9 protein-coding genes, 1 tRNA gene and 3 rRNA genes are annotated in these 19,034 nt (G+C 66.3%); all 13 read left to right on the top strand.

The features are described 5' to 3' along the window. Positions 1 to 135: 135 nt before the first annotated feature. Positions 136 to 1,725, top strand: a complete 1,590-nt coding sequence (serA, locus tag DEJ13_RS11180; RefSeq protein WP_111106665.1) for a phosphoglycerate dehydrogenase — start codon at positions 136 to 138, stop codon at positions 1,723 to 1,725. Between the two features lie 13 nt (positions 1,726 to 1,738). Next, positions 1,739 to 2,812, top strand: a complete 1,074-nt coding sequence (locus tag DEJ13_RS11175) for a 3-isopropylmalate dehydrogenase (RefSeq protein WP_111106666.1) — start codon at positions 1,739 to 1,741, stop codon at positions 2,810 to 2,812. A gap of 15 nt (positions 2,813 to 2,827) precedes the next feature. Further along, positions 2,828 to 3,937, top strand: a complete 1,110-nt coding sequence (locus DEJ13_RS11170; RefSeq protein WP_056126301.1) for a branched-chain amino acid aminotransferase — start codon at positions 2,828 to 2,830, stop codon at positions 3,935 to 3,937. A gap of 30 nt (positions 3,938 to 3,967) precedes the next feature. Then, positions 3,968 to 4,738, top strand: a complete 771-nt coding sequence (locus tag DEJ13_RS11165) for a fumarylacetoacetate hydrolase family protein (RefSeq protein ID WP_056126303.1) — start codon at positions 3,968 to 3,970, stop codon at positions 4,736 to 4,738. Positions 4,739 to 5,256: 518 nt separating this feature from the next. Continuing rightward, positions 5,257 to 6,778, top strand: a 16S ribosomal RNA gene (locus DEJ13_RS11160). Between the two features lie 453 nt (positions 6,779 to 7,231). Continuing rightward, positions 7,232 to 10,359, top strand: a 23S ribosomal RNA gene (locus DEJ13_RS11155). Between the two features lie 150 nt (positions 10,360 to 10,509). After that, positions 10,510 to 10,626: ribosomal RNA gene (rrf, locus tag DEJ13_RS11150) — 5S ribosomal RNA — on the top strand. Together the 16S, 23S and 5S rRNA genes form the textbook arrangement of a ribosomal RNA operon. A 139-nt stretch (positions 10,627 to 10,765) precedes the next feature. Beyond that, entirely contained in the window at positions 10,766 to 12,253 is a 1,488-nt protein-coding gene (gene gltX / locus DEJ13_RS11145) for a glutamate--tRNA ligase (RefSeq protein WP_111108142.1), read from the top strand. 13 nt (positions 12,254 to 12,266) lie between these two features. Further along, positions 12,267 to 13,208, top strand: a complete 942-nt coding sequence (locus tag DEJ13_RS11140; RefSeq protein ID WP_111108168.1) for an NAD(P)/FAD-dependent oxidoreductase — start codon at positions 12,267 to 12,269, stop codon at positions 13,206 to 13,208. A gap of 44 nt (positions 13,209 to 13,252) precedes the next feature. After that, positions 13,253 to 13,327: transfer RNA gene (locus DEJ13_RS11135), tRNA-Gln, on the top strand. Between the two features lie 366 nt (positions 13,328 to 13,693). Continuing rightward, positions 13,694 to 14,518, top strand: a complete 825-nt coding sequence (locus tag DEJ13_RS11130; protein WP_056126117.1) for a glycosyltransferase family 2 protein — start codon at positions 13,694 to 13,696, stop codon at positions 14,516 to 14,518. Further along, the gene (locus DEJ13_RS11125) at positions 14,515 to 15,486 is read left to right on the top strand and encodes a glycosyltransferase family 2 protein (protein WP_111108143.1); all 972 of its coding nucleotides are present in this window, start codon (positions 14,515 to 14,517) and stop codon (positions 15,484 to 15,486) included. Before DEJ13_RS11130 ends, DEJ13_RS11125 begins: the two co-directional genes overlap by 4 nt. Beyond that, positions 15,483 to 19,031, top strand: coding sequence for a glycosyltransferase (locus DEJ13_RS11120; protein WP_111108144.1), 3,549 nt, complete (start codon positions 15,483 to 15,485; stop codon positions 19,029 to 19,031). Before DEJ13_RS11125 ends, DEJ13_RS11120 begins: the two co-directional genes overlap by 4 nt. Positions 19,032 to 19,034 lie beyond the last annotated feature (3 nt).

The raw sequence follows: 19,034 nt of genomic DNA, 5'->3' as shown, positions 1-19,034 counted from the left end.
GCGCGTGGCGGCGCCGTCACGCCCCTCCCTGCCGTCATGCAGTTCTCCACAGGCCGCCGCCGGCGGTCGTAACGCAGCCTGCGGCGTCGATAGCATGAGCGGACACCGCCCGTCTCGTGTGAGGAAACAGCAACTGTGCCGAAGCCGGTCGTCCTGATCGCCGAAGAACTCTCGCCCGCCACCGTCGACGCCCTCGGGCCCGACTTCGAGATCCGGAACGTGGACGGCACCGACCGCCCGGCACTCCTGGCCTCCCTCGGCGATGCGCACGCCATCCTGGTGCGTTCCGCCACCAAGGTCGACGCCGAAGCGATCGCCGCGGCGCCGAACCTCAAGGTCGTCGCCCGTGCCGGCGTCGGCCTCGACAACGTCGACATCAAGGCGGCCACCACGGCCGGCGTGATGGTCGTGAACGCGCCGACGTCGAACATCATCTCCGCCGCCGAGCTGACGGTCGGGCACATCCTGTCGCTCGCTCGGCACATCCCCGCCGCGCACGCCTCGCTGGCTGCCGGGGCCTGGAAGCGGTCCGCGTACACCGGTGTCGAGCTCTACGAGAAGACGGTGGGCATCATCGGCCTCGGTCGCATCGGCGCGCTCATCACCCAGCGCCTGCAGGCCTTCGGTGTCTCGGTCATCGCACACGACCCCTACGTCACCACGGCCCGTGCGCAGCAGCTCGGGGTCGAGCTCGTCTCCCTCGACGACCTGCTCAAGCGTGCGGACTTCGTCACGATCCACATGCCGAAGACGCCGGAGACCCTCGGCATGATCTCGGACGAGCAGTTCGCGATGATGAAGTCGACCGCGTTCGTCGTGAACGTCGCCCGCGGTGGCCTCATTGACGAAGACGCACTGCACCGTGCGCTCACCAGCAACCAGATCGCGGGCGCCGGCCTCGACGTCTTCGTGTCCGAGCCGCCGACGGACTCGCCCCTCGTGTCCCTGCCGAACGTCGTTGTCACGCCGCACCTCGGTGCCTCCACGGACGAAGCGCAGGAGAAGGCGGGTGTGTCCGTCGCGAAGTCGGTGCGGCTCGCACTCGGCGGCGAACTCGTCCCGGACGCGGTGAACGTCGCCGGTGGCGTCATCGACCCGTACGTGCGTCCCGGCATCCCGCTGGTCGAGAAGCTCGGCCAGGTGTTCACGGCGCTGGCGACCTCGCCGGTCACGAGCATCGACGTCGAGGTGCACGGCGAGCTGGCGCAGTACGACGTCAGCGTGCTGAAGCTCGCGGCGCTCAAGGGCGTGTTCACCGACGTCGTCAGCGACCAGGTCTCCTACGTCAACGCACCGCTCATCGCCGAGCAGCGCGGGGTCAGCGTGCGGCTCATCACCGACGCCGACAGCCCCGAGTACCGCAACGTGCTCACGATCCGGGGTGCCCAGTCCGACGGCCCGGCGATCAGCGTGTCCGGCACGCTCACCGGACCCAAGCAGGTCGAGAAGCTCGTCGAGATCAACGGCTACGACGTCGAGGTCGCCCTCGACCGGCACCACGTGGTCATGGACTACACCGACCGCCCGGGCATCGTCGCGGTGTACGGCAAGGAGTTCGGCGAGGCCGGCATCAACATCGCCGCCATGCAGATCGCGCGACAGGCCGCCGGCGGTCAGGCGCTCAGCGTCCTCACCGTCGACTCGCCGGTCCCCACCGAGATCCTCGAGCACGTCCGGTCGACGATCGACGCGTCCTCGCTCCGCGAGATCGACATCACCCTCTGAGGACGGGACGGCCATGACGAACACGCAGACGCTCGACCTCGCGGTGATCCGGGGCGACGGCATCGGGCCCGAGGTCGTCGAGCAGGCACTCAAGGTCCTGCACGCGGTGGCGGACGGCGAGATCGACGTGCGCGAGACCCCCTACGCCCTCGGGGCGACGCGCTACCTCGAGACGGGCGACATCCTCACCGACGACGACCTGGCCGCGGTGGCGTCCCACGACGCGATCCTGCTCGGTGCGGTCGGCGGCGACCCGCGTGACCCGCGGTTGGCCGGCGGGATCATCGAGCGCGGGCTGCTGCTCAAGCTGCGGTTCGCGTTCGACCACTACGTCAACCTCCGTCCGACCACGGTGTACGACTCGGTGGTCAGCCCGCTCGCCGACCCCGGGCAGGTCGACTTCGTCGTCGTGCGCGAAGGCACCGAGGGGCCCTACGTCGGCAACGGCGGAGCGATCCGCGTCGGCACGCCGCACGAGATCGCGACAGAAGTGTCGCTGAACACGGCGTTCGGCGTCGAGCGGACCGTTCGGTACGCGTTCAACCTGGCGAACCGTCGCGCGCGGAAGCACCTGACACTCGTGCACAAGAGCAACGTGCTCGTGCACGCCGGCGCGCTCTGGCAGCGCACGGTGGCCGCCGTCGGACAGGAGTTCCCCGACGTCACCGTGGACTACCAGCACGTCGACGCCGTGACCATCCACATGGTGCGGGAGCCTGCTAGGTTCGACGTCATCGTCACCGACAACCTCTTCGGCGACATCATCACCGACCTGGCCGGCGCGATCAGCGGCGGCATCGGTCTGGCGGCCTCGGGCAACATCAACCCGGACGGCACCTTCCCCAGCATGTTCGAGCCGGTGCACGGATCCGCGCCGGACATCGCGGGCCAGCAGAAGGCCGATCCCACGGCTGCCGTCCTCTCCGTCGCACTCCTCCTCGACCACATCGGTCGGGGCGACCTCGCGACGGCGGTGACGCGGGCCGTGGAAGCGGACCTGGCTGACCGGGGGACCACGCAGCGGAGTACGGCCGAGATCGGCGACGCGATCGCCGCCGCGGTCACCGCGCGCACCACCACGGCCTGAAAGGGAGCCACACCGATGAGCACTGACACGGTCTTCGGACTCGAGTTCTCCACCACCCCGTCCGAAGCACGCCGAGCGGCCGCCGAGCGCGAGGTCATCCTGGCGGACCCGGGCTTCGGCAAGCACTTCACCGACCACATGGCCTCGGTCTCGTGGACGGTCGACGGAGGGTGGCACGACGCCTCGATCCACCCGTACGGCCCGCTCTCGCTCGACCCGAGTGCCAGCGTCCTGCACTACGCCCAGGAGATCTTCGAGGGACTCAAGGCGTACCGGCACGCCGACGGTTCGGTGTGGACCTTCCGTCCGGACGCGAACGCGCGACGTTTCCAGCGGTCCGCTCGCCGGCTCGCGCTGCCCGAGCTGCCGGTCGAGGTCTTCGTCGAGTCCATCCGGCAACTGGTGCGCACCGACGTCGACTGGGTGCCGTCCGCGCCCGAGACCAGCCTGTACCTCCGGCCGTTCATGATCGCGACCGAGTCCTTCCTCGGTGTCCGCGCCGCTCAGGCCGTGTCCTACCACTGCATCGCGAGCCCGGCCGGCGCGTACTTCACGTCCGGACCGAAGCCCGTGTCGATCTGGCTCTCGACGACCTACGCGCGCGCGGGCCGCGGCGGGACCGGGGCAGCCAAGACCGGCGGCAACTACGCTGCGTCCCTGCTTCCGCAGCAAGAGGCGTACGAGCACGGGTGCCAGCAGGTGATGTTCCTCGACTCCGAGGAGGGCAAGTACCTCGAAGAGCTCGGCGGCATGAACGTGGTGCTGGTCAAGGCAGACGGCACCCTCGTGACGCCGGACTCCGACTCGATCCTCGAGGGCATCACGCGTGACTCGATCCTGCAGCTCGCCGAGGACCGCGGTCTGACGGTCGAGAAGCGCCGCGTGACGCTCGACGAGTGGCGCGACGGCGTGGCGGACGGCTCGATCACCGAGGCGTTCGCCTGCGGGACGGCCGCGGTGGTCACCCCGATCGCAGAACTCCGGGGCGACGGCTTCACGATCGGCTCGCCGACCGAGGGCGCGGGCGAGCTCACGATGTCCCTGCGCCAGGAACTCACCGACATCCAGTCCGGCCGTCGTCCCGACCCGCACGGGTGGATGACCAAGCTGACCGACGCGTCCTGATCCCGGCTCCGTCGTCGGTAGGGTCGAATGGTGAAGATCGCACGGTTCAGCAGCAAGGGTGAAGACCCCCGGTACGGCATCCTCGACGAGCGCGCACTGGTGGTGCTCGCGGGGGACCCGATGTACCAGGGGTTCGAGACGACGGGGGAGCGGGTGCCCCTGTCCGAGGCCAAGCTCCTGGCACCGGTGATCCCGCGGTCCAAGGTCATCGGTGTCGGCCTCAACTACGCCGAGCACGCCGCCGAGATGGACGACGTGTCGGGTGACGACCCGGTGGTGTTCCTGAAGCCGAACACCGCCGTCATCGGACCCGAGGACCCGATCCGTCTGCCCGAGGGCATCGGCCGCGTCGACCACGAGGGCGAACTCGCCATCGTGATCGGCTCCCTCGCCAAGAACGTCAAGCGTGAGGACTTCGCGAGCGTGATCCTCGGGTACACGATCGCCAACGACGTCACCGCTCGTGACCTCCAGGCACGTGACGGCCAGTGGGCGAGGGCGAAGGGCTTCGACACGTTCTGCCCGCTCGGCCCGGTGATCGAGACCGAGATCGACCCGTCGGACATCCGGCTCGAAACCCGGGTGGACGGCGACCTGCGTCAGGTCGCCTCCACGAGCGAGATGGTCCACGACATCCCGTCGCTCGTGGAGTTCGTCTCGTCCATCTGGACACTGCTCCCCGGCGACGTGATCCTGACCGGCACGCCCGCCGGCGTCGGGGAGATCCGCGACGGCGAGGTCGTCGAGGTCACCATCTCGGGGATCGGCACGTTGAAGAACCCCGTCATCGCCCGGCACTGAACACGACCCGTCACGACCAGCGGGCCCGATGTCCACGCGGACACCGGGCCCGTCGTCGTTGTTCGACACCTGTTCCCCGTCGTTCCGGGCGACACGCCGTCGTGTGGCCCCGGTTTGCCCGATCCCGGGATCACCCGTAGTGTTCTTACTCGTCACCCCAAAGGTGCGGCGGAGAAGCCGAGACGGTCACACGGAGCGAAAGCCCCGGAAGACGCAGTCCGACCACGCCGACCTCAAGCGGGACCACCCACTCCAATGAAGCCGGTCGATTCGACCGCCACTGAAGTAGTGGTACAGTACCGAAGTTGCCCGGGCGGGCATTCCGACAAGGAAGAAGAAGCCCGGTGCGTCTGGTCCTTGAGAACTCAACAGCGTGCACATTGTCAATGCCAATTTATTGACCCCGTGACCTTCACTTCGGTGGGGGTCCGGAGACAATTCCTTTTGGATTGAAGATTGTCAGTAGACAGTCAACAGTCAGAATCAACTCGCTGGCACTTCGGTGTTGGTTGTAATTTTTTACGGAGAGTTTGATCCTGGCTCAGGACGAACGCTGGCGGCGTGCTTAACACATGCAAGTCGAACGATGATGCCCAGCTTGCTGGGTTGATTAGTGGCGAACGGGTGAGTAACACGTGAGTAACCTGCCCCTGACTCTGGGATAAGCGTTGGAAACGACGTCTAATACTGGATATGATCGCCGGCCGCATGGTCTGGTGGTGGAAAGATTTTTTGGTTGGGGATGGACTCGCGGCCTATCAGCTTGTTGGTGAGGTAATGGCTCACCAAGGCGACGACGGGTAGCCGGCCTGAGAGGGTGACCGGCCACACTGGGACTGAGACACGGCCCAGACTCCTACGGGAGGCAGCAGTGGGGAATATTGCACAATGGGCGAAAGCCTGATGCAGCAACGCCGCGTGAGGGATGACGGCCTTCGGGTTGTAAACCTCTTTTAGTAGGGAAGAAGCGAAAGTGACGGTACCTGCAGAAAAAGCACCGGCTAACTACGTGCCAGCAGCCGCGGTAATACGTAGGGTGCAAGCGTTGTCCGGAATTATTGGGCGTAAAGAGCTCGTAGGCGGTTTGTCGCGTCTGCTGTGAAATCCCGAGGCTCAACCTCGGGCTTGCAGTGGGTACGGGCAGACTAGAGTGCGGTAGGGGAGATTGGAATTCCTGGTGTAGCGGTGGAATGCGCAGATATCAGGAGGAACACCGATGGCGAAGGCAGATCTCTGGGCCGTAACTGACGCTGAGGAGCGAAAGCATGGGGAGCGAACAGGATTAGATACCCTGGTAGTCCATGCCGTAAACGTTGGGCGCTAGATGTAGGGACCTTTCCACGGTTTCTGTGTCGTAGCTAACGCATTAAGCGCCCCGCCTGGGGAGTACGGCCGCAAGGCTAAAACTCAAAGGAATTGACGGGGGCCCGCACAAGCGGCGGAGCATGCGGATTAATTCGATGCAACGCGAAGAACCTTACCAAGGCTTGACATACACCGGAAACGGCCAGAGATGGTCGCCCCCTTGTGGTCGGTGTACAGGTGGTGCATGGTTGTCGTCAGCTCGTGTCGTGAGATGTTGGGTTAAGTCCCGCAACGAGCGCAACCCTCGTTCTATGTTGCCAGCGGGTTATGCCGGGGACTCATAGGAGACTGCCGGGGTCAACTCGGAGGAAGGTGGGGATGACGTCAAATCATCATGCCCCTTATGTCTTGGGCTTCACGCATGCTACAATGGCCGGTACAAAGGGCTGCGATACCGTAAGGTGGAGCGAATCCCAAAAAGCCGGTCTCAGTTCGGATTGAGGTCTGCAACTCGACCTCATGAAGTCGGAGTCGCTAGTAATCGCAGATCAGCAACGCTGCGGTGAATACGTTCCCGGGCCTTGTACACACCGCCCGTCAAGTCATGAAAGTCGGTAACACCCGAAGCCGGTGGCCTAACCCTTGTGGAAGGAGCCGTCGAAGGTGGGATCGGTGATTAGGACTAAGTCGTAACAAGGTAGCCGTACCGGAAGGTGCGGCTGGATCACCTCCTTTCTAAGGAGCATCTGGTCAGTGCTGTCCGCCCGTATGGGTGGGTGGTTCGCTGGTCCAGGCGCCCGATTCGGACCGACCGTGTCCGACGGGTAGCTCATGGGTGGAACATTGACAGTGCAGTGGGGGCTGATGCTTCCGACTCCAGTACGCCGCGCCTTCGGGTGTGGTTGGGACGGGTCGGGGTGGAGGGTCCTGCTGGTGCACGTTGTTGGGTCCTGAGGGACCAGGCTGCTGGTGACCTTCGGGTTGCCGGGGTTGGGCCGCACGGGTCGTGATGATCTGTGGGGGTCCTTCGATGGGCCACATGAAGCCGGCAGGTTCTGCTGGGGGAGTGTGGTGCCGATCGTATGTTGAGAACTACACAGTGGACGCGAGCATCTTAGATCGCTCGCCAGCATGCTCACCTTTCGGGGTGGGTGTGGTTGACGAGTCGATCGCAATTTTAATCTTTGTGGTCAAGTTTCTAAGAGCAAACGGTGGATGCCTTGGCATCTGGAGCCGAAGAAGGACGTAGAAATCTGCGATAAGCCTCGGGGAGCTGATAATCGAGCTGTGAGCCGAGGATTTCCGAATGGGGAAACCCCGCCAGGCGCTTTTGTGACCTGGTGACTCCCGCCTGAATATATAGGGCGGGTAGAGGGAACGTGGGGAAGTGAAACATCTCAGTACCCACAGGAAGAGAAAACAACATGTGATTCCGTGAGTAGTGGCGAGCGAAAGCGGATGAGGCTAAACCGATCATGTGTGATAGCCGGCGGGCGTTGCATGGTCGGGGTTGTGGGACACGTCGCTCAGTTCTGCCGGACTGGGGCGGTTACAGCGCATCATAGTCGAACCGGTTTGAAAGCCGGGCCGTAGTGGGTGCCAGCCCCGTAGACGAAATGGTGTTATGGCCGGATGTGTATCCCAAGTAGCACGGGGCCCGAGAAATCCCGTGTGAATCTGTCAGGACCACCTGATAAGCCTAAATACTCCCAGATGACCGATAGCGGACAAGTACCGTGAGGGAAAGGTGAAAAGTACCCCGGGAGGGGAGTGAAATAGTACCTGAAACCGTTTGCTTACAAACCGTCGGAGCACCCTTGTTGGTGTGACGGCGTGCCTTTTGAAGAATGAGCCTGCGAGTTAGTGATATGTGGCGAGGTTAACCCGTGTGGGGCAGCCGTAGCGAAAGCGAGTCTGAATAGGGCGATTGAGTCGCATGTCCTAGACCCGAAGCGAAGTGATCTATCCATGGCCAGGTTGAAGCGACGGTAAGACGTCGTGGAGGACCGAACCCACTTCAGTTGAAAATGGAGGGGATGAGCTGTGGATAGGGGTGAAAGGCCAATCAAACTTCGTGATAGCTGGTTCTCTCCGAAATGCATTTAGGTGCAGCGTTGCGTGTTTCTCGCCGGAGGTAGAGCTACTGGATGGCCGATGGGCCTCAACAGGTTACTGACGTCAGCCAAACTCCGAATGCCGGTGAGTGAGAGCGCAGCAGTGAGACGGTGGGGGATAAGCTTCATCGTCGAGAGGGAAACAACCCAGACTACCAACTAAGGTCCCTAAGCGTGTGCTAAGTGGGAAAGGATGTGGAGTTGCACAGACAACCAGGAGGTTGGCTTAGAAGCAGCCACCCTTGAAAGAGTGCGTAATAGCTCACTGGTCAAGTGATTCCGCGCCGACAATGTAACGGGGCTCAAGCACACCACCGAAGTTGTAGATTTCGCACACTAGACAAGCCTTCGTGGTTCAGTCGTGCGGAGTGGTAGGAGAGCGTCGTGTGGCGAGTGAAGCGGCGGAGTGATCCAGCCGTGGACGCTACACGAGTGAGAATGCAGGCATGAGTAGCGAAAGACGGGTGAGAAACCCGTCCTCCGAAAGACCAAGGGTTCCAGGGCCAGGTTAATCCGCCCTGGGTAAGTCGGGACCTAAGGCGAGGCCGACAGGCGTAGTCGATGGACAACGGGTTGATATTCCCGTACCGGCGAACAACCGCCCAAGCTAATCCAGTGGTGCTAAGAGTCCTAACCCGGTATGTCCGGATCCCTTCGGGGTGATGGTGACCGGTCTAACGCTCGACCCCATGCTGGTGCGGTTAGCGTATGAACAGGTGTGACGCAGGAAGGTAGCTGAGCCAGGCGATGGTATCCGTAAGGTGAACCTGGTGTAAGGATGTAGGGCTGACGATAGGCAAATCCGTCGTCTGTATGCCTGAGATCCGACGCGTACCCGTGAGGGGAAATCAGTGATCCTATGCTGCCGAGAAAAGCATCGACGCGAGGTTGCAGCCGCCCGTACCCGAAACCGACTCAGGTGGTCAGGTAGAGAATACCAAGGAGATCGAGAGAATCGTGGTTAAGGAACTCGGCAAAATGCCCCCGTAACTTCGGGAGAAGGGGGGCCGGACACGTGACCGGATTTACTCCGTGAGCGTTGAAGGCCGCAGAGACCAGTGGGAAGCGACTGTTTACTAAAAACACAGGTCCGTGCGAAGTCGCAAGACGATGTATACGGACTGACGCCTGCCCGGTGCTGGAAGGTTAAGAGGAGGGGTTAGCCTTTGGGCGAAGCTCTGAATTTAAGCCCCAGTAAACGGCGGTGGTAACTATAACCATCCTAAGGTAGCGAAATTCCTTGTCGGGTAAGTTCCGACCTGCACGAATGGCGTAACGACTTCCCAGCTGTCTCAACCGCGAACTCGGCGAAATTGCACTACGAGTAAAGATGCTCGTTACGCGCAGCAGGACGGAAAGACCCCGTGACCTTTACTACAGTTTGGTATTGGTGTTCGGAGTGGCTTGTGTAGGATAGGTGGGAGACTGTGAAGCGGGCACGCTAGTGTTCGTGGAGTCATTGTTGAAATACCACTCTGGTCACTTTGGATGTCTAACGTAGGACCCTGATCGGGTTCATGGACAGTGCCTGATGGGTAGTTTAACTGGGGCGGTTGCCTCCCAAAGAGTAACGGAGGCGCCCAAAGGTTCCCTCAACCTGGTTGGCAATCAGGTGGCGAGTGTAAGTGCACAAGGGAGCTTGACTGTGAGACTGACAGGTCGAGCAGGGACGAAAGTCGGGACTAGTGATCCGGCAGTGGCTTGTGGAAGCGCTGTCGCTCAACGGATAAAAGGTACCTCGGGGATAACAGGCTGATCTTGCCCAAGAGTCCATATCGACGGCATGGTTTGGCACCTCGATGTCGGCTCGTCGCATCCTGGGGCTGGAGTAGGTCCCAAGGGTTGGGCTGTTCGCCCATTAAAGCGGTACGCGAGCTGGGTTTAGAACGTCGTGAGACAGTTCGGTCCCTATCCGCTGCGCGCGTTGGAAATTTGAGAAGATCTATCCCTAGTACGAGAGGACCGGGATGGACGAACCTCTGGTGTGTCAGTTGTTCTGCCAAGGGCACCGCTGATTAGCTACGTTCGGACCGGATAACCGCTGAAAGCATCTAAGCGGGAAGCCGTCTTCGAGATGAGATTTCCATGCACCTTGAGTGTGAGAGGCTCCCAGCAGACTACTGGGTTGATAGGCCGGATGTGGAAGCGGGGACTAACGACCCGTGGAGCTGACCGGTACTAATAAGCCGAAGACTTGACAACACAATTATTTCCCGCACTTCGGTGCGGGGCTCGCGTCCACTTTGTGGTTCCCGACAGATGATCGGGAACATGAGAACTGAATACCGCGCTGCTCTGAGAAGAGCACTAGCGGGACAGCTTTCTTGATCCATTGGGTCAAGTCGAAGGTGTTCCGGTGGTCATAGCGAGAGGGAAACGCCCGGTCACATTCCGAACCCGGAAGCTAAGCCTCTCAGCGCCGATGGTACTGCAAGGGGGACCTTGTGGGAGAGTAGGACGCCGCCGGACTCAACGTTGGTAACACCAGGGAACCCCTGACCATGACTGGTCAGGGGTTTTCTGCGTTCACGGAACGCTCGTCTGGGTTCTCCGCAGTCGGGCCCGACGCCCGTGACGACGGGGTGCCCACGGTAGGATCAGGTCCGTCATGACTGCGCCATTCACCACTGCCACCGGCCCCGACGTCCGCGTCCGTTTCTGCCCGTCCCCGACGGGCACCCCGCACGTCGGCCTCGTCCGGACGGCCCTCTTCAACTGGGCGTACGCCCGCCACACCGGCGGCAAGCTCGTCTTCCGGATCGAGGACACCGACGCTACCCGTGACTCCGAGGAGTCCTACCAGCAGATCATCGAAGCGCTCCGGTGGCTCGAACTCGACTGGGACGAAGGCGTCGAGGTGGGGGGACCCCACGGGCCGTACCGGCAGTCGGAGCGCTCGGACGTCTACCGCGATGTCATCGCGCAGCTACAGGCGTCCGGCCACGTGTACGAGTCGTTCGTCACCCCCGAGGAGATGGAGGCGCGGAACGTCGCCGCCGGCCGTGATCCCAAGCAGGGCTACGACAACCACGAGCGCGACCTGACCGACGACGAGCGCCAGGCGTTCCGCGACCAGGGTCGCGAGCCTGCACTGCGCCTGCGGGTCCCCGATCGCGACCTCAGCTTCCAGGACCTGGTCCGCGGCGAGATCACCTTCAAGCAGGGGACGTTCCCGGACTTCGTGGTGGTGCGTCCCAACGGGAAGCCGCTCTACACGTTCACGAACCCGCTCGACGACGCCCTGATGGGCATCACGCACGTGCTGCGTGGCGAGGACCTGCTGTCGTCGACGCCGCGGCAGATCGCGCTGTACGAGGCCTTGTTCGAGATCGGTCTGACGTCGTTCATCCCGGTGTTCGGGCACCTGCCGTTCGTCATGGGCGAGGGCAACAAGAAGCTCTCCAAGCGCGACCCCGAGTCGAACCTGTTCCACCACCGTGCGAACGGCATGATCCCCGAGGGGCTCATCAACTACCTCGCGCTGCTGGGCTGGTCGATCGGCCCCGACCGCGACGTCTTCTCGACGCAGGAGATGACCGCTGCGTTCGACGTGGTCGACGTCAACCCGAACCCCGCCCGGTTCGACCACAAGAAGGCCGAGGCGATCAACGGCGACCACATCCGGCTGCTCGACCCCGCCGACTTCCGCGGTCGTCTGGTGCCCTACCTCTCCGGGGTGCTCGCCGACCCCGCGACACCGGAGCAGGAGCGCGTCCTCGCACTCGCGGCACCCCTGGTGCAGGAGCGCATGCAGCTGCTCAGCGAAGCCCCCGGCATGCTCGGGTTCCTGTTCACGGCCGACGACGACCTGGTGGTCGAGGACGACGCGCTGGCCAGCCTCAAGGGCGACACCGCATCGGTGCTCGGCGCGGGCATCGCGGCGCTCGAGCCCCTCGAGGAGTGGCAGACCGGGCCGATCGAGGCCGCACTGCGCACGGCGCTGATCGACGACCTCGGGCTCAAGCCCCGCGTCGCGTTCGGCCCGCTGCGCGTCGCGGTGTCCGGACGTCGCATCAGTCCGCCGCTGTTCGAGTCGATGGAGATCCTCGGCAAGGACTCCACGCTGGCCCGGCTGCGTGCGCTCGCGGCCCGATGACCCGCCCCCGACGATGAGCGAACCCGAGCAGTACGACGTCGCGGTGATCGGCGCGGGGCCGGCCGGCCTCAGCGCAGCGCTCAACCTGGTCCGCGCGACGCGTCGGGTCCTGCTCCTCGACGCCAACCGCCCGCGAAACGCCGCGACCCTGCGCTCGCACGGGTTCCTGACGCGTGACGGCATCTCGCCGCTCGAGCTGCGGCGGCTCGGGCGCGAGGAGGTCGCGCAGTACCCCGAGGCCACCGTGACGCAGGCGCTCGTCGACGACGTCACTCCCGACGGCCAGGGCGCATTCCGGGTGCACGGCTCGTGGCGGGGTACCGAGGTGTCGGCGACGGCACGAGCGGTCGTCATCGCCACGGGTCTGCGCGAGGAGTTCCCGGCGCTGCCGTCGCTCCGCGCGTTCTACGGCACGTCGGTGCACAGCTGCGTCGAGTGCGACGGGTACGACAAGGCCGGTCAGCCCCTCGCGTTCGTGTGTGAGACGGCGGACGTGGTCGACCGGGCGCTGCTCATCGCCGCGTGGACGGACGACCTGGTCGTGTACACGAACGGGGTGGCCCCGCTCGACGACGACGGGCGGGCTCGACTCGCCCACGCTGGCGTGCGTGTCGACGAGCGGCCCGTGGCGGACCTCGAGGGGGACCGGTCCGGCATGACCGGTGTGCGCCTGGCAGACGGGCACGTGGAGCCGCGCACGGGTGGGTTCGTCCGGCCGACGTGGCACGTGGACCTCGACTGGGTGTCGGTCCCGCTCGCCCGCGACGCCGACGGACTCGTCGTGGTCGACCGAGCGGGTCGCACGAGCGTCGCGGGACTGTACGCGGTCGGTGACGTGACCCCGCCGGGGCCGGAGCAACTGATCGTCGCCGCCGGACACGGCGCGGTGACCGCGGCGGCGGTGCACCGTGACCTCGTCGGTGGTCTCGATGCCCTCCGGGATCATGTACAGTAGATGACCGTGCCCCGGACAACGGGGGACGGGGCCGACAGGCCTCTTGGGGTATGGTGTAATTGGCAACACAGCGGTTTCTGGTACCGTCGTTCTTGGTTCGAGTCCAGGTACCCCAGCCAGACTGACGAAAGGCCCCCGGGATCTCCCGGGGGCCTTTTGCGTACCCGCATGCGAGCAGAGCCGAGCGTGCCTGGCGGAGCCGCACCGGGCCTCCCGTCCGGCGCTGGTGCGCCATTGCGGCTTTCCGTATCCGCAGTGGTGGCCCCGCAATGGACCCTGGTTCGCATTGACCGGTCGGTCCACCCCGGCGAGGGTGGGAATCCCCAGGGAGCGGCGTACCCCCGCTCTGGACGGGAACGACGGTGCACCCTCACCGCCGTGCACCGCAGCTGACGTACCCGCGTCCGGTCCTCATGACTGAAGGACCATCGGCCGTCGCCCTGACTGCCCCTCCCGTTTGCAGCCCTGAACCCGACAGGAGCACCATGTCCGCCAGCCCGATCCGTCCCTTGGACCCCCGCGTCTCGGTCGTCATCCCCGCACGCAACGAGGCGAGGAACCTCGAGATCATCCTCCCGAAGCTGCCGCCGGTGTACGAGGTCATCCTCGTCGACGGCAACTCGGTCGACGACACCATCGAGACGGCCAAGCGCCTCATGCCCTCGATCAAGGTCGTGCAGCAGACCCGCAAGGGCAAGGGCAACGCCCTCGTGTGCGGGTTCGAGGCCGTCACCGGCGACGTCGTCGTCATGTTCGACGCCGACTGCTCCGCCGACCCGGACGAGATCCCGCGCTTCGTCGACGCCCTCGTCGCCGGCGCGGACGTCGCCAAGGGCACCCGCTACGCGCTCGGCGGCGGCAGCGACGACATCACCATCGTCCGCAGCCTGGGCAACCGCGGCCTGAACGTGATCAGCAACGTCCTGCTCCGTGCCAGCTACACGGACCTCTGCTACGGCTACAACGCGTTCTGGGCCGACACGCTGCCGAAGATCGGGCTGCTGTCCTCGACGCTGCCCAAGCCGACCGACGGTTCGATGCTGTGGGGCGACGGCTTCGAGATCGAGACGATCCTGACCTGCCGCTGGTCCGCTGCCGACCTGGCCATCTCCGAGGTCCCGAGCCACGAGAAGCTCCGCGTGCACGGCACCAGCAACCTCAACGCGATCACCGACGGCATCCGCGTGCTGAAGTCGATCATGCACGAGCGTCGCCGCGCCTCCGACGCGCAGGCTCGTGCACGCCTGGCCCCGGTGACCACCCGCTCCGTCCCGACGCCCGTCCCGGCGCTCGACGAGGAAGCCGCGTGAGCGCGCCGACCGTCGCGGTCGTCATCTGCGCGTACACCCAGCAGCGCTGGGGCGACCTGCAGGACTCCGTGGAGTCGGCCAAGCGCCAGCCCCACGCCACCGAGGTCATCGTCGTCATCGACCACGAGCCCGAGCTCTACCTCCGTGCGAAGGCCCGCTGGCCGGAGCTGCGCGTCGTGGAGAACGCCGAGGACCGCGGCCTGTCCGGCGCCCGGAACACCGGCGTGGCCCTGGCTGAGTCGGACGTCGTGGGCTTCCTCGACGACGACGCGACCGCGGACGACGACTGGCTCGCCCACCTGGTCGAGGCACTCTCACTGCCGTCCGTGGTCGGCGTCGGCGGCCGTGCCACCCCGTCCTGGCCCACGGCGACCGGTGCCGGACCGTACCCGGCGGAGTTGCTCTGGATCGTCGGCTGCAGCTACACCGGCCTCCCCACCGAACCCGGTGACGTCCGCAACGTGATCGGCTCGAGCATGGCGTTCCGCCGTGACGTGCTGCTGGCCGCCGGCGGGTTCCGGTCGGGCATCGGCCGGGTCGGCAACCAGCCGCTCGGCTGCGAGGAGACGGAGCTCTGCATCCGGATCGCGCAGGCCGACCCGACGGCGCGGATCCGCTTCGAGCCGCGGTCGAACGTGTCGCACCGGGTCTCGCCGGACCGCGTCACCATGCGCTACGTCCGCCGTCGGAGCTACTACGAGGGCATCTCGAAGGCCGTGCTGGCCCGCCGGGTCGGTGCGAAGGACTCGCTGTCGAGCGAGTCGACGTACCTGACGACGGTGCTGCCGAAGGCGCTGTTCCGCGAGCTCGGCCGGCTCGGTCGCGGTGGCGGGACCCGTGCGGTCGCGATCGTCACGACCGTCCTCGGCACCGTGACCGGCTACGCCGTCGGTCGGTTCCTGGGCGGTGTCGTCGTCGCCGCACCGGCACCCGTCGCGATGCCCACCCAGACGGTCGGCGCGCCGTGAGCCGGGCCACCCTCGCGATGGTCGTCTCGCCGATCGTCACCGGGCCGCTGTTCCCCACGTGGGACGGCGCCCTGTGGGTCGGCGAGATCGACCGCGCGGACGTGCACGCCTCGAGCCACCGCGACGTCATCGCCCTCGACGGTGCCGAGGGGTACCGGCGCGCCCGGCTGCTCGTCCGCGACAACGGTGAGCCCCTGGGGTTCGTCGAGGCCGACGTGACCGAGCGTCGCCGCATCGGAGCGACCGTCGACGTCCGCGCGCTCCAGCGTGCGATCCGCCCGATGGCCACCCAGGCCGTCCGGCCCGCACCGGCACAGCCGGCAGCAGATCAGATGCTGCCGTCCGTGACCGTGGTGCTCTGCACCGACGGCGCCTCAGGGGAGACCATGCGCTCCGTCCTGGCCTGCCGGTACGACTCCTTCGACGTCGTCGTGGTCTCGCACGCAGCGGACGCCGGTGACGACGCGGTCGTGACGATCGACGGGCGTTCGGTGACCACGGTCGCTGCCCCCGCCGGCGGACTGGCTGCCGCACGGAACGCCGGGCTGCTCGCTGCCTCGGGGGACGTCGTCGCCTTCGTCGACGAGGGCGCGATCGTGGACGCCGGGTGGCTCGACGCCATCGCGAGCGCGTTCGCTGCCGACCCCGACGTGGCCTGTGTCACCGGGCTGGTGCCGAGCGCCGAACTCCGGACGCCCGCCCAGCGCTGGCATGACGACCGGACCGCGGCCGCCCGCACGGTCCGCCGCCGCGTGTTCCGGCTCGACGACGCCCCCGACGACCTGCCGTTGCACCCCTTCGCCGCGTCCGCCTACGGCACCGGCGCGAACCTCGCCGTCCGCCGCGCGACCGTCCTCCGGATCGGCGGGTTCGACACCGCCTTCGGACCGGGCACCCGCGTCGGTGGCGGCGACGACCTCGACCTCTTCACCCGACTGCTCTTCGCGGGTTCCGCGATCGCGGTCGAACCGGCCGCCATCGCGTGGCAGCGAACGGCGGACGACGTGGCGTCGCTCCGCCGTGCCGCCGCCGCCAACGGCCACGGACTCGGAGCATGGATGACCAAGAACGCCTTCGACCGCGAGACGCTCGCCGCCTCAGTCGACGCCGCCCCCGGAGCGCTCAGCGCCTTCGCGCGACTCGGCCTGGAGCAGGGCGACCGGGTGGAGGCCGTCGACGGCTCGTCCGAGGCGGACGTCGTCGACAGCGAGTTCGCGGCGACCCGTCGTCGTCTGCGCGCGGTCGAGCGTCGTTCGGTCGCCGTCGCTCCGTTCCTCGCCCTGCGTGAGCGCATCGGCGGCGCGGGCACCATCGACCGCACCGCGCGCGGTCGACACGAACTGCAGCGTGGTCTGGCGACCGCAGCGCCTGCGCAGCCGCCCGCTGCCGGCGCCGCGATGGGCCCCGTCACCCGTCTGCTGGCTGCGGCGCTCGTCGTCGCGACGCTCGTCACGGCGGCCGTCGGCAGCCTGGCCGGACTCCCGACGCTCCGCGCGAGCGCCGTCGCGGTGTTCCTCTTCGCCCTGCTCGGCGTCGCGCCCCTGCTGCTGCTGCGTCCGATGCCGCTCGCGCGCTTCGCCGTGTTCGCGGTGACCGGGTCGATCATCGGCACCATCGCGATCGGCTACACGATGGCGACGGCCCACATCTGGGACCCGGTGGTGCCGTTCGTCGGTGTGGTGGTGCTGACCGCGCTCGCGATCGCCGTCGCCGTGCCGCGTGACGTGGCCGAACTCCGGCGGTCGAGTCTGATGCCCATGGCCGAGCTGGCTCGCGCCGCATGGGACACCACGAACGCCACGGCGGTGTCCCTCCTCGGCCTGGTGATCGTGGTCGTCACGGCACTCACCCACATCGGCGACCCGGTGCGCGACGGCCTGTTCGGCTCCCTCGGCCCGGGCCTGGTCATCGGGCTCGCGATCGTCGTCCTCGCCGCCGTCGTCGCACTCGTCCGCGGCGTGGGCGTCGCCGTGCCCGTGGTCGTGCTCGGCGGGACCATCCAGCTGGCGCAGGCCATCACCTACGGCATGCCCACGGTGATGGCGGCAGCGCGGCACGTCGGTGTGATCGAGTACATCCGACGCTGGGGCGGCACGAACCCCGCCGCCGACATCTTCCAGACGTGGTCCGGCCTGTTCGCCGGCGGCGCCTGGGTGGCCGACGTCGCCGGGATCGTGAACGCGATGCTCATCGCCGCCTGGGTCCCCGTGCTGCTGGCGTTCGCCACCGTGATCGCGGTCGGCGTGCTCGCGTCGAACTGGCTGCTCGGAGTCCGCCGACCGTGGATCGCCGCCTTCCTGACGGCGATGACCGGGTCGCTCAACACCACGTACTTCTCGCCCCAGTCCGTCGGCATCCTGCTCTCGATCACGATCCTCGTCCTCGCCACCGGTCCGCTGCGGACCGCGGTCGTGACCGGGGCGGACGGCGGCAACCGCTCCGTGCTCCGGGCACGGGCGACCGGGCTGTCCCGCATCGTGGCGATCGCCGCGATCAGCATCGTGCTGGCCGTCACCCACCAGATCTCCCCGTACCTGACGGTCGCGGCACTCGTGGTGCTCGTGGTCTTCAAGCTGGTCCGTCCGTGGTGGCTGCCGCTCGTCGTGCTGGTGCCCGCCGTGGTGTTCGCGGTGCTCAACGGCAGCGTCCTCGACAAGTTCCTGTCGCTCGGCGCGGTCGGCAAGGTGCTGCAGAACGTGCAGCCGCCGTCGCACGACGAGACCGTGTTCGCACAGCCCCTCGTCACCCGTCTGGCGTTCGACGTCCCCGCCGCGGCGCTCGTCGTGATCGGCCTGGTCGCCCTCCTGACGGTGGTGCTGCGCCGGGACCGCCTGCACTGGGCGCTCCTGGTCGCCGCAGCCAGCCCGATCTCGCTGCTCGTCGCGACGAACTACGGCCAGGAGGGCATCTTCCGCGTCGTCCTGTTCGCCACCCCGTGGATCGCGATCCTGGCAGCGGGACTCCCGTCGCCGGCCGGTCGTCTGGCCTGGGTCGGGTCGATGGTCCGGGGTGCGATGCGCCCGACGGCGGTCAAGGTCGTCGTCGCTGCCGCGGGTGTCGCGGTCCTGGTCGGAGTCGGGGCCTTCGGGCAGACGGCGCTCGACTGGAACCGCGTGCCGACGCGCAGCGAGTCGGCCGCCACGCAGGTGTACGACAAGACCGCCCCGAAGGGCTCCGTGATGCTGCTGACGGGTTCGTCGATCGCGGTCCCGAGCAACACGGGTGCACGGTACTTCGACGTGGGGTACCTGTCCCGTGAGGCGCTCACGAAGTACCAGGACCCGACCGGCGCCTACGACCCGACGAAGGACGTGGACGACATCACCACGAAGCTCGTCGACAACTGGCCGGCCACAAAGTACTACGCGCTGGTCGCCGAGCCCTTCGGTGCGTACGGCGAGCGGTACGGCTACCAGACCGACGCGCACTACCAGGAGCTGGCGAGGGCAATGGCCGCGTCGCCGTACTGGGAGCCCGTCTGGTCCGAGGGCACGACCGTGATGTACGAGCTCACCCCCGCCGGCCTCCGCCACGCGGCCGAGTGACCG

This window comes from Curtobacterium sp. MCLR17_007, from assembly GCF_003234655.2.
In the GTDB taxonomy this organism is placed as follows: domain Bacteria; phylum Actinomycetota; class Actinomycetes; order Actinomycetales; family Microbacteriaceae; genus Curtobacterium.
Note: the sequence above shows the minus strand (reverse complement) of the source record. Positions and strands in the feature narration are given on the sequence as shown.

Bases quoted from the DNA above. Each gene is read 5' to 3' on its own strand.
- DEJ13_RS11130 (WP_056126117.1), top strand. From the start codon at position 13,694: ATGTCCGCCAGCCCGATCCGTCCCTTGGACCCCCGCGTCTCGGTCGTC.
- gltX (WP_111108142.1), top strand. From the start codon at position 10,766: ATGACTGCGCCATTCACCACTGCCACCGGCCCCGACGTCCGCGTCCGT.
- DEJ13_RS11140 (WP_111108168.1), top strand. From the start codon at position 12,267: ATGAGCGAACCCGAGCAGTACGACGTCGCGGTGATCGGCGCGGGGCCG.
- DEJ13_RS11170 (WP_056126301.1), top strand. From the start codon at position 2,828: ATGAGCACTGACACGGTCTTCGGACTCGAGTTCTCCACCACCCCGTCC.
- DEJ13_RS11175 (WP_111106666.1), top strand. From the start codon at position 1,739: ATGACGAACACGCAGACGCTCGACCTCGCGGTGATCCGGGGCGACGGC.